Source organism: Peristeroidobacter agariperforans (genome assembly GCF_004138335.1).
Classification (GTDB): Bacteria; Pseudomonadota; Gammaproteobacteria; order Steroidobacterales; family Steroidobacteraceae; genus Steroidobacter; species Steroidobacter agariperforans.
This window is the reverse complement of record NZ_RYFW01000001.1, coordinates 2,403,029-2,420,224: the sequence shown is the minus strand read 5'-3', so window position 1 is coordinate 2,420,224 and position 17,196 is coordinate 2,403,029. Positions and strand designations below refer to the sequence as shown.

General features: G+C 62.7%; 15 protein-coding genes. 5 read left to right on the top strand and 10 right to left on the bottom strand.

The genetic code is table 11. The features are described 5' to 3' along the window. Nucleotides 1-148: 148 nt before the first annotated feature. A complete protein-coding gene (roxA, locus tag EK373_RS10575; protein ID WP_198683208.1) occupies nucleotides 149-2,179 on the bottom strand; it encodes a rubber dioxygenase RoxA in 2,031 nt (676 codons plus the stop codon). Between the two features lie 117 nt (nucleotides 2,180-2,296). Further along, a complete protein-coding gene (locus tag EK373_RS10570) occupies nucleotides 2,297-3,274 on the bottom strand; it encodes a DNA-methyltransferase (RefSeq protein WP_129642622.1) in 978 nt (325 codons plus the stop codon). 134 nt (nucleotides 3,275-3,408) lie between these two features. On the opposite strand from EK373_RS10570, the gene EK373_RS10565 reads away from it, so the two are divergent. Together EK373_RS10565 and EK373_RS10560 are read left to right on the top strand one after the other, a co-directional pair. Beyond that, nucleotides 3,409-4,167 carry an alpha/beta fold hydrolase gene (locus EK373_RS10565; RefSeq protein ID WP_129642621.1) on the top strand — a complete coding sequence of 253 codons (759 nt, stop codon included), beginning with the start codon at nucleotides 3,409-3,411 and terminating at the stop codon, nucleotides 4,165-4,167. 89 nt (nucleotides 4,168-4,256) lie between these two features. After that, nucleotides 4,257-5,186 carry an alpha/beta fold hydrolase gene (locus EK373_RS10560; protein WP_198683207.1) on the top strand — a complete coding sequence of 310 codons (930 nt, stop codon included), beginning with the start codon at nucleotides 4,257-4,259 and terminating at the stop codon, nucleotides 5,184-5,186. A gap of 12 nt (nucleotides 5,187-5,198) precedes the next feature. Here EK373_RS10560 and EK373_RS33675 read toward each other — a convergent pair whose 3' ends face one another. From EK373_RS33675 to EK373_RS10525, 7 genes are all read right to left on the bottom strand, one after another. After that, nucleotides 5,199-5,618, bottom strand: coding sequence for a type IV pilin protein (locus EK373_RS33675; protein ID WP_322095819.1), 420 nt, complete (start codon nucleotides 5,616-5,618; stop codon nucleotides 5,199-5,201). A 17-nt stretch (nucleotides 5,619-5,635) separates the two neighbouring features. Next, on the bottom strand, nucleotides 5,636-9,325 hold the full coding sequence (locus EK373_RS10550) for a pilus assembly protein (RefSeq protein ID WP_129642619.1): 3,690 nt from the start codon (nucleotides 9,323-9,325) through the stop codon (nucleotides 5,636-5,638). Between the two features lies 1 nt (nucleotide 9,326). Then, the gene (locus EK373_RS10545) at nucleotides 9,327-9,887 is read right to left on the bottom strand and encodes a pilus assembly PilX family protein (RefSeq protein WP_129642618.1); all 561 of its coding nucleotides are present in this window, start codon (nucleotides 9,885-9,887) and stop codon (nucleotides 9,327-9,329) included. After that, a complete protein-coding gene (locus EK373_RS10540) occupies nucleotides 9,884-10,882 on the bottom strand; it encodes a PilW family protein (RefSeq protein ID WP_129642617.1) in 999 nt (332 codons plus the stop codon). The genes EK373_RS10545 and EK373_RS10540 overlap by 4 nt, the downstream gene beginning before the upstream one ends. After that, nucleotides 10,879-11,349 (bottom strand): type IV pilus modification protein PilV, encoded by a 471-nt coding sequence (gene pilV, locus EK373_RS10535; RefSeq protein WP_129642616.1) that lies wholly within the window; start codon nucleotides 11,347-11,349, stop codon nucleotides 10,879-10,881. The genes EK373_RS10540 and pilV overlap by 4 nt, the downstream gene beginning before the upstream one ends. Further along, nucleotides 11,346-11,897 carry a GspH/FimT family pseudopilin gene (locus EK373_RS33965; RefSeq protein ID WP_198683206.1) on the bottom strand — a complete coding sequence of 184 codons (552 nt, stop codon included), beginning with the start codon at nucleotides 11,895-11,897 and terminating at the stop codon, nucleotides 11,346-11,348. Before EK373_RS33965 ends, pilV begins: the two co-directional genes overlap by 4 nt. 262 nt (nucleotides 11,898-12,159) lie before the next feature. Next, nucleotides 12,160-12,564: a GFA family protein gene (locus EK373_RS10525; protein ID WP_129642614.1), complete on the bottom strand. Its 405-nt coding sequence runs from the start codon at nucleotides 12,562-12,564 to the stop codon at nucleotides 12,160-12,162. A gap of 92 nt (nucleotides 12,565-12,656) precedes the next feature. Here EK373_RS10525 and EK373_RS10520 point away from each other — a divergent pair, with 92 nt between their 5' ends. Beyond that, the gene (locus EK373_RS10520) at nucleotides 12,657-13,349 is read left to right on the top strand and encodes a helix-turn-helix transcriptional regulator (protein WP_129642613.1); all 693 of its coding nucleotides are present in this window, start codon (nucleotides 12,657-12,659) and stop codon (nucleotides 13,347-13,349) included. Nucleotides 13,350-13,508: 159 nt separating this feature from the next. After that, complete coding sequence (locus EK373_RS10515; RefSeq protein WP_129642612.1) at nucleotides 13,509-14,864, top strand: GGDEF domain-containing protein; 1,356 nt, start codon at nucleotides 13,509-13,511, stop codon at nucleotides 14,862-14,864. 37 nt (nucleotides 14,865-14,901) lie between these two features. Here the strand turns inward: EK373_RS10515 and EK373_RS33030 are convergent, their stop codons facing one another. Continuing rightward, a complete protein-coding gene (locus EK373_RS33030; protein ID WP_157994310.1) occupies nucleotides 14,902-16,488 on the bottom strand; it encodes a TolB-like translocation protein in 1,587 nt (528 codons plus the stop codon). Nucleotides 16,489-16,620: 132 nt separating this feature from the next. Here EK373_RS33030 and EK373_RS10500 point away from each other — a divergent pair, with 132 nt between their 5' ends. Further along, nucleotides 16,621-17,181, top strand: coding sequence for a sigma-70 family RNA polymerase sigma factor (locus EK373_RS10500; RefSeq protein ID WP_129642611.1), 561 nt, complete (start codon nucleotides 16,621-16,623; stop codon nucleotides 17,179-17,181). Nucleotides 17,182-17,196 lie beyond the last annotated feature (15 nt).

The window sequence follows — 17,196 nt, the reverse complement described above, 5'->3', positions numbered from 1 at the left end:
CCGCGAAGCCCCGGCCGGCGCGTAGCGCCAAACAAGAACAAATATAGGGCGGGTGGGTGGGCAACAAAATCGCGCGGGTGGGCAGGTCTTCAAAAACCACCGCGTAAGCGACCCCAAAAGGATCGCCTACGCGGGGCGAAGCCCAACGCTACAGCGTCTTCATATACTCGATCAGCGCCCACCGCTCCGAGTCAGTCAGCGACTGCGTAAAGTCGTGACCGCCGTTGCCGTTGCCGTACAGGTAGCTGTTATAGACCATGCGCGACTTGATCTGCTGATCCGTGACCGGCGGCGGGACCTGGTACGCCAGGTTCAGATACTGAGCCGCCACGTTGTCCCACATCGAATAGATGATATCGATGGTCGCCATGCCGGCCGTGCAAGGCAGGAACGGCGAGGTGAAGATGTTGTTGCTGCAATTCACCGACGTGTACTTCCAACCCAGCTTCTGCCAATCGTAGGACGCGAAGCTGTAATCGTAGCCGGCGTTCTTGCCGAACACGCCAGGCGCAGTGTACGGACGCTTCCACACCTTCGGACGATCCGCCGGTTTCAGCACGCCCCACAAATTCGGCACGCTGCCGTTGTGGAAGTACGGAGCCGTCGCCCAGGCACCATACAGCGGCGGTGCGATGTAGCCGATCGGCTCCTCCCAGATATTGGGTCCGAGCGGCGAATAGATCGGCCCACCATTGTTATAGATGGCGCGTGGCACGCGACGCAGCTCGCTCTCGACGATGCTATCCGATGGGTAGCCAGTGAAGTCCGGGCTGAGACTGTTGTACGCCCACCAACTGCTGTTCCAAGCCCGGCGGCTGCGCTCGTCCGCCATCAGCTTCATACGCTGCGGATCGGTGCGGATCGTTTCGATCGGTGTCACCACGGCGGCGACGCCCTTCAAACGAGGATCGGGCAGATAGTTGGGGTCTGCTGCATGCCGCGGCGAATAGACGCCATGACAGCTCGCGCACGATCCGTTGCCAGGTGGCTTGGGAATGGCCCCATTCACGGTACCCGCCCACAGATCGCGCTCGTGATAGATCACCGCGCCCTGCTCCGCCAGCGCCGTGTTGATTGTTTTTGGATAGGTCGCCGGCGACAGCGAGATCAGGAAATTGTTGATGTCCTCGAACTCATCTTCGAGGTTACGGCGCATGGTGGCATCGCGGAACAGATTCGCGACACCGAACGCCATCTCCGAGTGCACGTTGTCCGATGACAACGAGCCATCCCAGAACTGGCGTGTCTTGAACGCTCTCGCCCACCAGGCCGGCGCCTTGGTCATGCCTCCATGCGGACTGTCGGCGACATACTCGAGCGGGCTTGGCGCGAACGTCAGGGTTTCCATGTCGAACAGTGCGGGCAGCAGCGAGATCAGACCGATCGCATCCGAGCTGCCGCGACCATTGCTCCAGGGAATAGGTAACAAATTACCCAGCGATGTGATCGGGGTGGTCCGGAACAGATCCGATGCCAGCAATCCGGCATCGTTCGCACTGTTGGGCAGACCCCACTTGAACGGCGCTTCGCTTGCGGTGCCCAGGCGAGAGTCGTGACATGCCGAGCAGGACGCGCCGATCAGGCCCGTCCACTTGCCGTTGTCGTCCTTGCCTTGAATCAGGCCCAATGGCAGTTGGCCGCTGCCGCCATTGGTCTGGTTCGGATCCTCGCCCGGCAGCGGATAGGGATTGCGGAACGGCGCAGGATACAAACCATAACGCTTGGCCACCTGCTCTTCGAAATCTGGCGGACGCACCAGATAACCCCATTGCTGGTAGATGAAGTGATAGCTGACCGCCAGCGCCATCGGCAGGAAGAACTGACGCTCCTCGAGATTGATCCGTCCGCGAGTGGCGCTCGCGCGAAACTCCCCGCACGTCCTCGGCCGTGGCGGCAGACGATTCAGGAACGGCGGCGGTGGATTGTGTAGATCGACGAAAGGAGCGTTGAACTGAATCGCCGCGTTCGGATTGGTATTCACGGCCGCTGTCACCAGCGAGCGCGGATCCACCGGCAGCGGCGTATTGTCCGGCTTGCCATTACAGCCCGCCATCAACGGCGAGCGAATCGATGCCTGATCGAGCAACGGCAAGGCCTGCCCGTTTGCTCCCTGAGCGATCAACAATATGGGCGCAGCCGCGAGCACGGCCCACGCCCTCCCTAGTCTTAGGCGTCTCATGATTCCCCCTGTACGGCCCAGCGAATGAGTTCTGTACAGGGTGAATCTAACGACGCGGTCCGGGACCGGCTTCGTCGGAAGGGACGATTTCGAGGATGATTTTCGGCGCGCGTGTCGTCAGCCGAGCGTCAGCGCCTTCAATTGCGGGAATGCTTTGCAGCCCATCGCGAAGTATGTCACATCGCGTTCCGTGCCAATGGAGAGGTAACCCAGATGATCGGCCGCGGCGAGTGTCGAGGTGCTGCCGGCGAATGGGTCATAAACGATGCCGAGCCCCAGAGGCAGTGCCGCACGCACGACCTGGCGCAGGAAACGTTGCGGCTTGAGCGATGGATGAGGAGCAATCTCGCGCTCGGCGCCGCGCGTCGGCGAACAGGTGATGACGTCCTTGAAGGGTTCTTCGCCTGAGATTCGACGCAAACCCCCGGTGCCCCACTTGCGCAAGTTATCCGCCGCGGTGCCTTCGAACGGTTTTCTGAACACGCCCCACGGCTCCCAGCACGAGCGGGCCATCATCGACACGTCGGAGAATTCTTTTTCCGCGCCTTTGGGGCGGTCGCCACCACGTAAAGTCTGCACGAGCCGGATGACTTCGCCGCGCTTTTCAAAACCGGCACGTTGGAAGGCATGAAACGTCATCGTGGACAGCAAAGGATTGGACGCGAGGAACACGTGTCCGCCAGGCACGAGCGCACGATTCAATCCGTAAGCCAGCGCCCCGAAGAAGTTATATAGCGCGCTGACTTCTTCCTGCGAGAGCACTGTGAAGCGCGGCAGGGGGCTGCGCTTCGCGCCATCGAAAGACGGAGGGATGCGCCACACGCCGCCGCGACCTGCTCGCAGCTTGCGATGATCCTTCTCCTCGAATTCGACGATGCCGTAGGGTGGATCGGTCACCACCGCGTGGATAGAGTGCTCCGGCAGCTCGGCGAGCCACTGAACGGCATCGGCCAACACTCCGGTGGCCCGCTCGGAAAGGTGCTGGCGGCGCTGCTCGCCATGCTCGCGTACTCGTTGCCACAGCTCGTCTTGACGATCGACCAACGCGGCACGCCAGGACTTCGTGCGGCCGGAGTCGGAGGCGACTGTTTTCATGGACGGCGATTGTATCCGAACGTATCCGCGGCCGCCGTGGAAACGAAGCAACACGCAGCCGCGGGCCAACCACACACGCCGGATACACACCGCCGCTGCAATGAGCGCCCGCTGATTTTCATAGAGGAGCGCATATGATTCGTCGTCCGTTACTTCGTTTCCTGGCCGCGGCCGCATTTCTCGCCCATGTGCCGTTCGCTTCGGCGAGCGCCGCCGACACTACGGTCGTGCTGGTGCACGGCGCGTTTGCCGATGGCTCGAGCTGGAACAAGATCATTCCGAAGCTGCAGGCTCGCGGCCTGAAAGTGATTTCGGTGCAGAATCCGTTGACCTCGCTGGCGGACGACGTCGCCGCCGCTCGCCGCGCCATCGACAACGCTTCGGGCAACGTGGTGCTGGTCGGCCATTCCTGGGGTGGCACCGTGATCACCGAGGCGGGCAACCACGACAAGGTGAAAGCGCTGGTGTATGTCGCCGCGTTTGCGCCGTCCAAGGGCGAATCGAGCGCCGATCAAGGCAAGAATTACGAAACTCCGCCGGGCATCGCCAAGCTCGTAGCCGACCCGGCGGGATTCCTCTCGCTGCCGGCCGAAGCGGTCGCGAGCGACTTCGCGCAGGACGTAACGCCAGCAGAAGCCAACCTGATCGCGATCACTCAAGGTCCGATTCGTGGTGCGAGCTTCGATGAGAAGATCACGGCGGCTGCCTGGGAAACCAGGCCGAGCTGGTACATCGTGGCGAGCAAGGATCACATGATCCAGCCGGCATACGAGTCCAAGACCGCGCAGAAGATTCATGCGAAGGTGACGACACTGCCGAGCAGTCACGTGCCGATGGTTTCCCATCCCAAGGAAGTCGCGGACGTCATCATCGCCGCTGCGACCAATCACTGACCTGCGACATGAGTCACCCGTTCTCACACACCCGCCGCGGCTTTCTCGCGACGACTGCAGCCGCGGTCCTCACATCGAAGATCGCACTCATGACAACTGCGCACGCCGCCAATCCGCCCCTGGTTGCAAACAAGCAGATCAAGGCGGGTATGCTGAGCGTTGGTTACTCCGAGACCGGGCCGAGCAACGGCCCGGCCGTCCTGTTGCTGCACGGGTTTCCCTACTCCATCGACAGCTACGTCGATGTCGCGCCGATGCTCGCAGCACGCGGCGCTCGAGTGATTGTTCCTTATCTGCGCGGACATGGCTCAACGCGCTTTCTCGACAGCACAACGCCGCGCGCCGGTCAGCAAGCTGCCATCGGCGTTGACGTGGTCGACCTGATGGATGCACTGAAGATCGAGCGCGCCGTGCTTGCGGGTTACGACTGGGGTGGACGCGCGGCCTGCGTCGCAGCCGCGCTGTGGCCAGAGCGTTGCAGTGGCCTCGTGTCCGTGAATAGCTATCTCATTCAAGACATCGCAAATGCCGACAAGCCGTTGTCACCGGCCATCGAGTCGGGGCTGTGGTACCAGTACTACTTTCAAACCGAGCGCGGCCGCGCCGGTCTGACCGCCCATCGTCGCGAGATCGCGAAAACCCTGTGGACCCGCAACTCGCCGAACTGGCGCTTCGATGAAGCCATCCTGGCCCGACACGCCGCGGCTTTCGACAATCCGGACTATGTCGATGTGGTGATTCATTCCTATCGGCATCGACTCGGTCTTGCGCCGGGATACGCGCAGTACGAGGCCGTTGAGCAGCGCTTGGCAGCGCTGCCAGCGATCGGTGTGCCGACGATCACGCTCGATGGCGCAGCGGACGGTGTGGTGCCGGCGACCGACGGCACGGCCTCGGCGAAGAAATTTACCGGGCCGCGCTCACATCGCATCATCGCAGGCGCAGGTCACAACCTGCCGGAAGAGGCGCCGAAAGAGTTCGCTGCCGCAGTGTGGGAGCTGGTCACCGGCGATCGGTGACCGGGCCTCGCCTTACCAGCACGCGTCGTCCTTGGGCTCGCGGCCGCCCCTCTGATCCAGGCTCAGCTCGCCGCAGTGACTGGGATCGGTGTCTTTTTGGGCGTCGGTGGGAATGGCGCTGACGGTGTACGAGCGCGAATTCTCGCCGATCTCCGGCTCAGGAAACGTATAAAAGCGATTCAAGTCGCTCTCCGTGCGGCAGGCGAGATCGGGCTTCGCGCCTTCATAGCTGAGATTCGTCGTGTAGTAGCGCTCCATGAAGTTCGCATACTGCGACAGGCACGCCGCGGCGGCCTTGCGGTGGGTCTTCGCGACGTGCGACCGATACGACGGATACGCGATCGCGGTGAGGATGGCGACGATCGCCATGACGACCATCAGCTCGATCAACGTCATGCCGGTCGCGCGTCGGCCCATCGGTTCATATCTCATAGTCATTGCCTGCAAGCTCAGTTCACGATCTCGCGCCAGCTCATCCGGCCGGCGGCGGTGGCGGGCACCTGGAATCCCAGCTGATCCATGACGCCGCCGGTGGTTTGAAAGTCGATCTCGCTGCCGACAATCGTCGTCTGGCCAGCGATGGCGTTGCCGATTGCGACACCGGAGACCACGAGGACCTGCGAACTGTTCGAGCCGGACTCCACCGGCATGTGGTCCACCTCGGTGTATTTGCCGTCGCGGCTCACGTCGAAGAAGGTGTCAGGCAGACGCGCGCCGGTGAATGGATCGATCGCCATGATGAAGCCGGTACCGGTCGGCTTGCAGATGTCGGCCGCTTCGGGAATGCGCGTGGTTGCGAGCAACGCCGTGCCCACGAACTGATTTGGCACGATGACGCGCTCGCCTCGCGGCGCGCGCCCTGGCGAAACCAGATCCATGTACCAACCGCGCTTGCCGGCCAGATCGCCGACCGAGCCGTCCTCGACGGCTCGCAGCGTCAAGTCGTCGCGTTTCGACTCGGCGATGATGTTTCTTTGCACCAGGTCGCTGCGCGTCGCGGTGCTGGCATTGTTGTCCTTGATGCCGTACCAGGACTGCACCTGCCGGTCGTTCAGATCGGCGGCATTCAAGTAACGTCCGGTGCCGAAGAATACCCAGACCGCGCCGGTCGACGGATCCCGACCAGCGATCGGAGCGGCGGTGATCGGCTGAGCATTGCCGCTCGGATCGCGCGCCTGGAACATCTTGGTTGCGCTCGGCTTGCTGGCGAGGCCGGTGAACTTCCAGAGATTGCCCTTCAGATCGCCCGCGTACGCGACATCGGAAATGCGGTCGCCATCAACGTCCCGGGCCAGCACCGCGCTGAGTGCATTGCCGCCGGTCGCACCAGTGTCGGCTGTCGTCACAGCACCGGTTATCGCATCGATCATGATGAGCTGCGCCGAACCTGCCGACGTGGCGTGCCCGTTGCCCAGGATCACGCGCCATTCGCCGTCGGCGACTTGAGCAATGACGGGACGGCCGATGTTCTTGCCCAAAGATGGAATGTCGGCGCCGCTCTTCTCCCACAGGAATTTCACGCTGTCCGGATCGGTGACATCCAGCGCGAACACTCCTGGACCGCCGCGCCCCATAGTGCCGACCAGAATGGTTTTCCAGCCCTTGTCGTAGACATCGGTCACGACCATTTCGCCGTCGACGAAATAGCGATGCTCGTAGGCGGGATCGCTGTATGAGCCCAGGCCATTGACGATCGCGCTGTTGGGCACGAAGGCATAGGTCTCCTGGCCCTGCTCGGCCTCGACGGCGCCGGCGTCGAACCCGTGCAACATGCCGTCGTTCGCGCCCACATAGATGACGGGAGTTCGATCGGCTACGTCCTGCGCAAACTTCGCGTAGGATGACGCGCCGGTGAACGAAGCGCGCTCATACAACGCCGCATTCGGTGCAGCCACGTAGACCGGGCTGGAATTGACGATGTCGCCGAGCAAGCCGGTACGCGTTCGCAAGGCGCCATTTGCCTGCGATTCCTCCTTGCTACGATCGCCTAGCAAGTAATCCACCACGTCCGCCGATCCCAGCGCAGTCCTCTGGGTGGATCCCAGGTTGTCCCAGTTGAAGGCAGCGTACTTCGCGTCTGCGTTGTTGCCTTGTGGGTTGTGGACATAGATCCGCCGCGTCGTCCAATCGCGCGCGGTCAGTTTCACACCGGCAGACCACAGCGGGCTGCTCGAGACCCTGCCTTTGTCATCCAGCTCGTACGCACGCAGATCGCCACGCCACGTGCCGTTGTAGAACACCGCCTGGAAGAGTTGCGTATCGGTTTGCAGCTGACTCGAGGTCGAAGACAACGCAGTTCCCGCGCCCTGTGTTTCGGCGGCGATCTTTGCGAAGGCACGCGTCAGGCTTTCGACCATCTTGTCCGCTTCGCTCGCGACATAGAAATTTTCGGGCCGCAGGTCGCCGGTCGAGAGCGTTTCGCCACTGCTCCACAACGTGGTGTCGAGCGCCTTGGTCTGCTGGTACGGCTCGTAGTCCTCCGGCACGTTGAAGCCGCCATACTTGGCCGCGAGCCAGTATTGATTGCGTGCTCTGGGCTCGAGCACCTGGGCCTCGCGCACGTCCACCCAATAGGTCGAGACCGTCTGCTTGTCGTCCAGATCCGGCCGCAAATCCCGGGTGTGCGAGTCGTAAGCGAGGCCGGCGATGAACGCGGAGTTCTCGCGACCGGTAAAAGGCGTCGGGATCGTGATGCCTTCGAGCTGCGCCACCTTCTGCGTCGCCGTCAGTACGTTCACGGACTTGTCGGAAGAAACGGCGCCCGGGCGGGTCGGCTCGTCGGTCGTGGTATTGCTGCCCGGCAGATTCTTGTCGCGGTGGGTGTTCACATCGCCGATGCCGAGCAGCGCGTTGTTCTGGCAGCTGTACTGCATGGGATCGTCCCAGTCGGTGATCACGGGGAAGCCGTCCGCATGGTTGAAGCGCTGCGAGGAAGTGCCGCTCAGCGCGCTGTATTCGGACACGTTTCCCTGGCCTTTCAGATAACGAATAGCCGCGTAATAGAGCTCGCTCACCGGGTCGTAGCTCTTGTGATCCTGCGTGGTCATCTGGCCGAATCGGTTGATGTAGTTGATCACGCCGCTGTAGTTGATAGCCTGGCCGACCACGCCCGCCGTCGCGGCAGCATCCGCTGCATCCGGGTTCTGCACCAGGATGCCGGTGCTCGGATCCCACTCGCGGTTGCCGTTCGCGACCAGCAGATTGCTGGCGGGATCCAGCTTGTATTCGCCCACGAATTTCTGGCGGGCGCGCAACACGCCGCCATCGCGCAGGATGCTGCTGTCGTTGAGGTAGCCGAACACGCTGTAGCGGATCCGGCTGGAATATTTCTGGATCAGGCCTTCGGGCTTCCAGCCCGAAGAGTACTGCACGCAGTTGCTCTCGACGCCGATGTTCGAGTCGCACACCTTCACGCGGACGCTGACTTCATAAACCTTAGAGCCGTCGAGGGACGTGTGCGTCGATGGATCGTAGGCAACGACGGGATCCGAATTGAGATTGCCCGATCGGGTGAAGCGCATGCGGTTGCCGAGGGTCCAGATGCGATAGGTGAAATCGCTCCAGTTGGCCGGGGTTGCGCCACTCACCAGGCTGGAACCGCTGCCGCTCGCCGGGATGCGCCGATTCGGAAACAAACTGTTGGCGCCATTGCCGTCGTAGCGCGCCTTTTCCAACCAGGTCACGCCGGCCTCGTCCTTCACTCGATGACCGCCGGTCAGCGCCTTGCGAAACGGATCGATGGTCTGGGTCGTCGCCCAGTTCAGATAGTTGCCGCTCCACTGCTGCAAGCTGCTGCTACAGGTACGGGTCGTGGTCTTGCCAACCGGATAGAAATATCGATTCGTTTCAGTCGTGCTGTATGAATACTTGTAACATTTGGCTGGATCGAAGTAGCCGGTGTAGGCACGCGCTACGTCGTAGTTGCCGAGATTCGCCATGCTGTCGAGCGTCGGGTACTCGACCGATGGCACCAGCAGCAGATTGCCGGGAACATTGCCTGCGACGGTGAGCGGTGACTGCGCGACCGTGTTGCTCGCCGTTTGACCGCTCGCGGCGCCGGCGAGAACGGTCAGAAGCGTACCCGCCAACGCGTAGCGAAGTTTCACCAACACCGGCATGACGACCTCGATTTGCGCCACGTCAATACGCACGCTTGACGGTGGATTGCAGCACGACAATGGATCGGTCGGCGGCGTCGGCGGGAGCGCTGCTGCGCGCGGTGATTCGATAGTAGGCGACGCCTTGATACGTAGTCGCGCCGTACGCGGCAGAGTCGGCATTCGCTTCCAGATCGAAACTGCTCTGGGCGGGGCCCGTGCCCATGAACTGGATGAAATATTCCGGCGTGCCCGGCGTCTTGCCGCTGTTCACAGCGTGATCCCGGTCGACAGCGACCCAGTTCGCGCTGGTGCCGGTAAAGGTGTTATCGGGGATCACCGGGCAAGTCACACCGGTCACGGCCCGGCAATCGACACCTCCCAGAGCGTCGATGCGGCCATTGGCCAGGATCGCGACTTCGGCTGCACGCAACGCCGATTCGGCGCGCTGAAACGCGAGCGAGCGATCATACATATTGGCGCTCATGTGCTCCTGCAGACTGGTGCCCCGCACGGCAGCGAGTCCGATGAGCGTCGCCACCACGAGCAGAACCAGCGAGACGATCAGCGCCACACCCTGTTGATCACGCCGCGCAGTCCTCATGGCACGCGGTTCCTCAAAGTAATGACATTGGTGAAGGTGCGCTCGAATCGCCCGTTGTTCTCGCTGGCATCGGTCGACAGGCGCGGATCGGCGCTGTGCAACGTGAGCGTGATCATCACGGCGTTGACGTTGGTCCAGACACCGACCGCCGTGGCCGGGCCGAATTCGGTCTCGCCCGCCTCGCGGTAGGAGATCTGCATGTCGGTGACGCCTGCGACGATTTCTTCGGCGGCGCCGCTCAGCGAACGCCGGAACAACGATCGGCCGCCTTCGGCGGGACGCTGGTTGTCGCCGATGTACCAGTCCACCGCCTTCAGGCGCGACAGCTGCGAATTCGGCCCGTAGCTGTAGACGTTGCCATTGGCGTCTTTGCTGGCGCAGTCGACCGGATAACCCAGACCTTTGGAGCAGTTGCGCGGGTCGCCGCTGTTCTCGGCCCCGTGCCCCACGGTCACGTTGGCGCTGTTGTAATTGGTGATCTTGAAAATCGCCGCGTGGTCGAAGTCACACACCATCACGATGTCATCCTTGGCGATCGCGGTGCTCTGCACATTGATCTTGAAGTTTGCCGAAGTGGCCTCGTGCTTGACGACTGTCAAGCCAGTGCCTTCGATACCCTGCAATTGGATGGAGTCCGTGCCCTCGATGCGATTGTTTGGCGGCGCGCCGGCGCCGAACTCGACGGCACCGTCGTCCTGCGCGCCCTCGAAGCCGCGAATGCCAAACCAGTCCTGCCACCACAGCTCGCCCGAGGGCGATTGCAGAACATTCGCAACCCGCCCACTACTATCGCAGCCAGTGACGCCCGCCTGGCGCACGTCGCGCGCCAGCAGTTCAAACGCGGTGCGTGCGCTTTCCTGAATTTGCGACAAGCCCTCGTTGGCTCGGTAACTCTGTCGGTTCGCGAGAATGACACCCATCGCGCCGCCGATGATGACCAGCCCAAGCACCATCGAGATCATCAACTCGACCAGCGTGAAGCCGCGCTCGCTCACAACTGCACCTCGGTCGTCACTTCCTGTTGCCGAGCCGTCTTGCGTTCCGTCGTGCTGCCGACCGAACGCTCATCGGACCAGCGGACCGTGATCGTGCACACCCCGGAGTTCGCGCCGGTGCTCGTGCACGCGACGACACCGTTCGCGCCCGGGCCCAAGGTGTTGAGCAGATTGGTATGCCAAGTTTCCAGGGCGCGTTCGGCGAAGGTCTCGCCGGTGAGGTCCTGCGCCTTTGCGGAGTCGAAGTCGAAGTCGCCGGCGAGCGCTGCGGCTCGATCGGCGCGCATTGCATCCACGATGGAATGTGTTTCCACCACGGCCATGCTTCGCTCCATCGCGCCTTGATTGTTTCGCAGACTGTACATCTGCAGCCCGGCAAGGCCGAGCATGCCGATCGAGAGCACCAGCAGCGACACCAGCACTTCGATCAATCCGACGCCTGCCTGCGCGCGAGGTCCGCTCCTCATGCCCCACAGTCCTCGTCAATCGATTCCGTGGACAGGCGGCTGCCGCGCCCCAACGTCACTTGCCTGCCGCTGCCATTGCGCGGTGCGCAGATAGTGATGCGACGATCGGCAACGAGAGCATTGCCGCTGTAAGCCAGGCCTTCCGGCCGGAACGTGACCAGATCTTCAGTCAACGTGGAGCGCACGCTGATGCCGCCCGAGAACGTGTTCACCACGCCGCGGCGAATTACATTGCCGCCGGCGCCGGTCGTGACGATCCAATGCGTCCAGGGCCCCGTCGCGAGCTCGCAATCCTCCGCCTGTTCCGATTCGACACGACAGAAGGACACGCGGACGTTGCGCTTGATCGCCTCGGAGCGGGCGAGATTGAGCGCGGCGACCACTTCGTTCGATTGCGTCGTCAACCGGCTATTGACGGTCATCTGAGTGAAGCTCGGCACCGCCAAGGCGAGCGTGATACTGGCGACGGCCACGGTCACCAGCAGCTCGATCATGGTAAATCCCGACACGGGTCGGTTGGCGCGGTTGATTGGAACGGTCGTGAGCATCGCGAGCAGCCGCATTGATCAGGCAACAATACGCAAAGGATAGGCACTTGCTATCTGCAATTCGCGAATTGCATCGCAAGTGCCCACATGCAAATTGCCGCAGGCAGGACCGTATTACGCGTAAGGGAAGCGCAATCGCTGTACGAGCGATGCGCTGAGCGCTGCTTGAGGGAATGACTATGCCGTCGCTGCGCATGAGTCGCAGCGACGGCGAAATGTATGTAATTAGGTAACGAGCAGTTTGTGCACTGTCGGAGCCGACCTACAGATAGCTCGTGACCTTCGGCTCGTGAAACCAGTCGTAGTCGCGACCGTTCTGATATTTGATCGGCAGCGCGGCCAATTCTTCATCCGAGACGCCATCGAGACACGCGATGTTGATGGACACGAAGGCGCCGCCGATCTCGGGCACATCGCCGCGACTGAACGAACGCAGCCCGCAACTCTTGCAAAACAGCTGGTGCCCCTGCTTGGAGCCGAACTGGTAATCGCCGAGCTGTGCCTCGTCGGTCAGCAGCCGGAAGGCCTCGGGCTTGATCACCGTGCCCCAATACCGCGTCTTCTTGCAGATCGAGCAATTGCACCGGCTGGTGCCCTGGCTCAGGTCGATGTCCGCTTCGTAGCGAACGGCGCCGCAATGGCAGCTGCCCTGGTAGGTTTTCAACATGGGTCGGCTCTCCGTGAGGTGAAACGCTATGCTTGCCGGCAGTGTAGTCGCCACTGCTGTCAGATCCTGTCAGCAGCCCTCCTGTTCCGCCAATGAATAAGACTGAACGCCTGTTCGCCCTCATCGATGTATTCCGCCGACACCGCCGGGCGGTCACCGCCGCGGTGCTCGCCGAAGAAATGGACGTGTCTCTGCGGACCATCTACCGGGACGTGCAGACCCTGGTCGGCCTGGGCGCACCCATCGATGGTGAGGCCGGCACGGGCTACCTGCTGCGCCCGGGATTCTTTCTGCCGCCGCTGATGTTCGACCCCAGCGAACTCGAAGCGCTCAGGCTGGGCGCTTACTGGGTGGAGCAACAGGCCGATGCCGGGCTGGCGCGTGCGGCCAGCAATGCCATCGCCAAGATCGCGATGGCCACCCCGGACGACCTGCGCGACCAGATCGACTCGATCGGTTTATATGCCTTCCCACAGCCGAACGAGCCCACGCGGCTGGCCGTCCTGCCGCTGATTCGCGAAGCCTTGCGCAAGGAAGAAAAGGTGTCGATCGTCTACCAGGGCCCGGACGGCGCGCGCAGCGAGCGGACGGTTTGGCCGCTGGTCATTGCCTTCTATCATCAGCCGTCGTTGGGCGCGTGGTGCGAATTGCGCCAGGACTATCGCACCTTTCGCGTCGATCGCATCGCAAGCGCAGTGGCCACCGGCCTGCCGCTGCCGGAGCGCAGGACCACGCTGTTCAAGGCGTACCTGGAGCACATCTTCGCCACCTCAGGGGAACCCTGAACCGCGTAGCCAACGGCGTCTTCATTGCACTTTTGCGAGCCACTTCACTCAAGACTCGCCGCGCCGCTTCGATTAATGCATATCACGCCGTGCTTCTCAGCGGCCGAAACCGGCGGCAGACAGAATCAGCGGCGAACCGAAGTTCGAGTGTGATGTGTTGTGACGACTGGCACAGATACTGACCCTTGGCGCACTAAGTACTACGACAGCCTGGGCCGGCTGGAAGAGCAGCAGCTGCAGTTTCGCGCCATGGAAACGGCGCTCAAGCGGCTGGTCGGCCGCCTTTGCACAGCCGCGCTCGGCCTGGCGCCACCGCTGGATGAGCAGCTCCGCAAGCTGCAGGCGGTCATCCGCCGCGAGACCACGGCGGAAGAACTGGAAAAGCTCACCCCCGCGCTCACCGACGCGATCGGGGCCCTCGATCATCCTCTGCCGCCATCCCCGACAAACTCATCGAATGGTGGGCTCGCCAACGAGGAGCGCCTGCGGTCCATTCTCGGCGCCCTGCTCCTCGAGCTACGGCGCGACGCCGAGCTGATCGAGCAGGCTGATGCGTTGGATCAAACGCTCTCGGCCGCGCTGACCAACGAGCAACTGCCCGACGTGCTCACCTCCCTGACCGAGATGGTCGGCAAGCGCATCCAGCACATCGAGCGCGCCAAAGAGGAAATCGAAGGGCTGCTCGGTCACATGGTGGGCAAGCTGGATGAGATCGGCCAGTTCGTCGCCGAACAACACCAGCACCAGGCGCAGTCGCAAGCCAGCAGCGAGACCTTGAACACGCAGCTGGTCGGCGAGATCCAAGCCATGGGCGAGACCGTCGAGACCGCCAAGGACCTGCAGCAGATCCGCCAGCAGGTCCGCAGTCGCATGGATGCCATCGACCGGCATCTGCAAAACTTCCGGCAGCGTGAAGCCACCTTCGCCGCAGCCATCAGCGCTCGCAACGAGCAGATGCGCTCCCGCATCGTCGAGCTGGAAACCGAAGCCAAGCGGCTGCAAAGCCAGTTACAGGCTGAGCAACGCGCCTCGACGCTCGATGTGCTCACCGGCATTCCGAATCGCCAGGCCTACGACAAGCGTGTCGATGAGGAACTGCACCGGCTGCGTCGTTTCAAACAAGCGACCTGCCTGGCCGTGTGGGACGTGGATCATTTCAAGCGCATCAACGATACCTACGGTCATCGTGCCGGCGATCGCGTGTTGCGCGTGGTCGCCGACTGCTTCGCCAGCCGGATCCGCTCGACCGACTTCATCGCCCGCTACGGCGGCGAAGAGTTCGTGATGATCCTTCCCGGCACGCACCTCGAAGATGCCTTGCGCTTCAGCGAGCGTATCCGTGCGGCCATCGCCGAGATCGGCTTCCACTTCCGCGGCACCCCGGTATCGATCACCGTTTCGAGCGGCATGACGACACTGTCTCCCGACGACACCGCCGGCAGCGCCTTCGACCGCGCCGACAAAGCGCTGTATCGGGCCAAACAAGAAGGCCGCAATCGCTGCGTGACCCTTTGAATACAGGCGGCGCCGCCATCGACGCCGCCTGCGAGGGTTACGGCACGATCATGAAATCGGAGACTTCTCCGCCCGTCACCAGCGCACCATTCATCTTGGTCGCGATGGTCGGGGCATCGATCTGCACTCGATACAGTTCGGCCGCCGCGCTCGCCTGATCCGCCGTATAGATCATGCGATCGCCGGCGTGGGTGTATTCGAACCACATCACGCCCGACGCCGACATCGGCGCACTCAGTTTCGTCGCCACACCGGCGCTGGCGAAGTCCACTTCATACAGCTCATACACACCGGCCGTTTCCTGGTTGGCGTTATATGAAATGCGCGCGCCGTCCGGGCGCAGATCGAAACCCACTACACCGCCGCCCGACACCATCGATGCACTCAGCCTGGTGGCCATCCCAGGCATCGAAAGCTCCGCGCGATACAACTCCGGGCGACCGGCGGTGTCCTGCTCGGCGACGTACACGATGAAGTCACTCTGCGGTCCGAACTCATACATCGTCGTGACACGGCCGCCGGCGACCAGCGGCGGATTGACCTTGGTCGACACGGCGGGTGCGTCGAGCGCCACCGTGTACAACTCCACGACGCCATCGGTCGTTTGATCCGCGCAGTAAGCGACCCGAGCCGAATCCGGCGCGAATTGGAAGCGGCACACATCGCCGCCCGACACCATTGCCCCGTTCAACTTCAAGCTCGCGCCGGGATTCGACACCGCGACGGTGTAGAGTTCCAGCACGTCGTTCGTGTCCTGGTCCGCGACGTAGCCGATCTGCGCACCGTCGGGGCTGAACTCGAACTCATCGTAAACATCACGGTCGGCGCCCATCTGGGGAGACACCCGTTGCGCCACACCGGGGTTCGAGAGGGTGGCGATGAACAGTTCGTACACGTCCACGGTGTTTTGATCCGCGCGATACACGACTCGCGAGCCGTCAGGGCTGAACTGATAGTTGTCGCGAACCCAACCGCCGCTGACCAGCGGCGCATTCACCTTGGTCGCCACCCCGGGATTGGCGAGATCCACCAGGAACAGCTCATAGATCTCGTCCGTCACGTCGGCGCGATACACGACCTTGCTGCCGTCGGGGCTGACGATGAAATCGAGCACGTCCCGGCCCGACTGCAATGGCGCGTTGAGCTGGGTCGCCACACCCGGGCTCGCGAGGTTCACCGCATACAGTTCATAGCGGCCCGAAACGGAACCATCGGCAACGTAGATGGCAGTCTGGCCGTTCGGCGTGGTCGCATATCGATCGACGCTGCCGCCCGCAACCAGCGGCGCACTCAACTTGGTCGAGCCGGTCGGGTTGCTGGCATCCGCCAGGAATAATTCCCAGATGTCGTCCGAGTCCTGGTCGGCGATATAGATGACCGGGTTCGGCGAGCCCGAGTCGGAGCCGGTGCCGCCGCCGCCCGGGCTGGGAGTGCCGCCGCCCGTGCCCGTATCACCCGAGCCGCCAGAGCCGGAACCGCCGGTGCCCGTACCGCCCGAACCGCCGCCGTTGCCACCTCCACCGCCGCCCCCGCAGGCGGCGAGCATCAAGGCTGCAATCGTCGTCGCGAGCACTCCGCCCCGACGTAACAAAGTCTGCGGGCAGCTACTTGTATCGAAAGTCATGGTCGCTCTCCACTGAAGTTTGAGTCGTACTAAGATGTCGGCCGGAATCGAGTGCGCTCGCTCCAGCTCCTGTTGACCCATGCGCAGTGGTCGGCCGGATTGGCTCACGGGAAATAAGAAAAGTGACGCGACATGTCCGGCAGTGATGTGACCCGCCTGCTCGATGCGGCCGGCGGCGGCGACAAAGACGCTCTGGAGCGGCTCTATCAGGCCGTCTATGACGAGCTGCGCCTGCTCGCAGAATCCAGCATGCGCAAGGAACGCTCCGGCCATACGCTGCAGCCGACCGCGCTGGTCAACGAGGTATACCTCAGGCTCAATCCCGGCTCGGGCGAGTGGCAAAACCGTCGACACTTCTTCGGCGCGGCGGCGCAAGCCATGCGCCGGATCCTGGTCGATCACGCCCGCCGCAAGTACGCCGAGAGACGGGGCGCCGGTCATGAGCGCGTCACCTTGTCGGATTTAGATGTGAGCGCCCCCGAAGACGATCTGGACGTGCTGGCGGTGAACGACGCACTCGATCAACTCGCCCGCGAAGATGCGCGCCTGTCCGAAGTGGTCTCGCTACGATTCTTTGCCAACATGAGCATCGAGGACACGGCGCGTGCGCTGGATCTTTCCCCCGCCACGGTCAAACGCGACTGGACTTTTGCTCGCGCGTGGCTGTGCGAACACATCCAACAACACCGCTGATACCTGCAGGTAGAT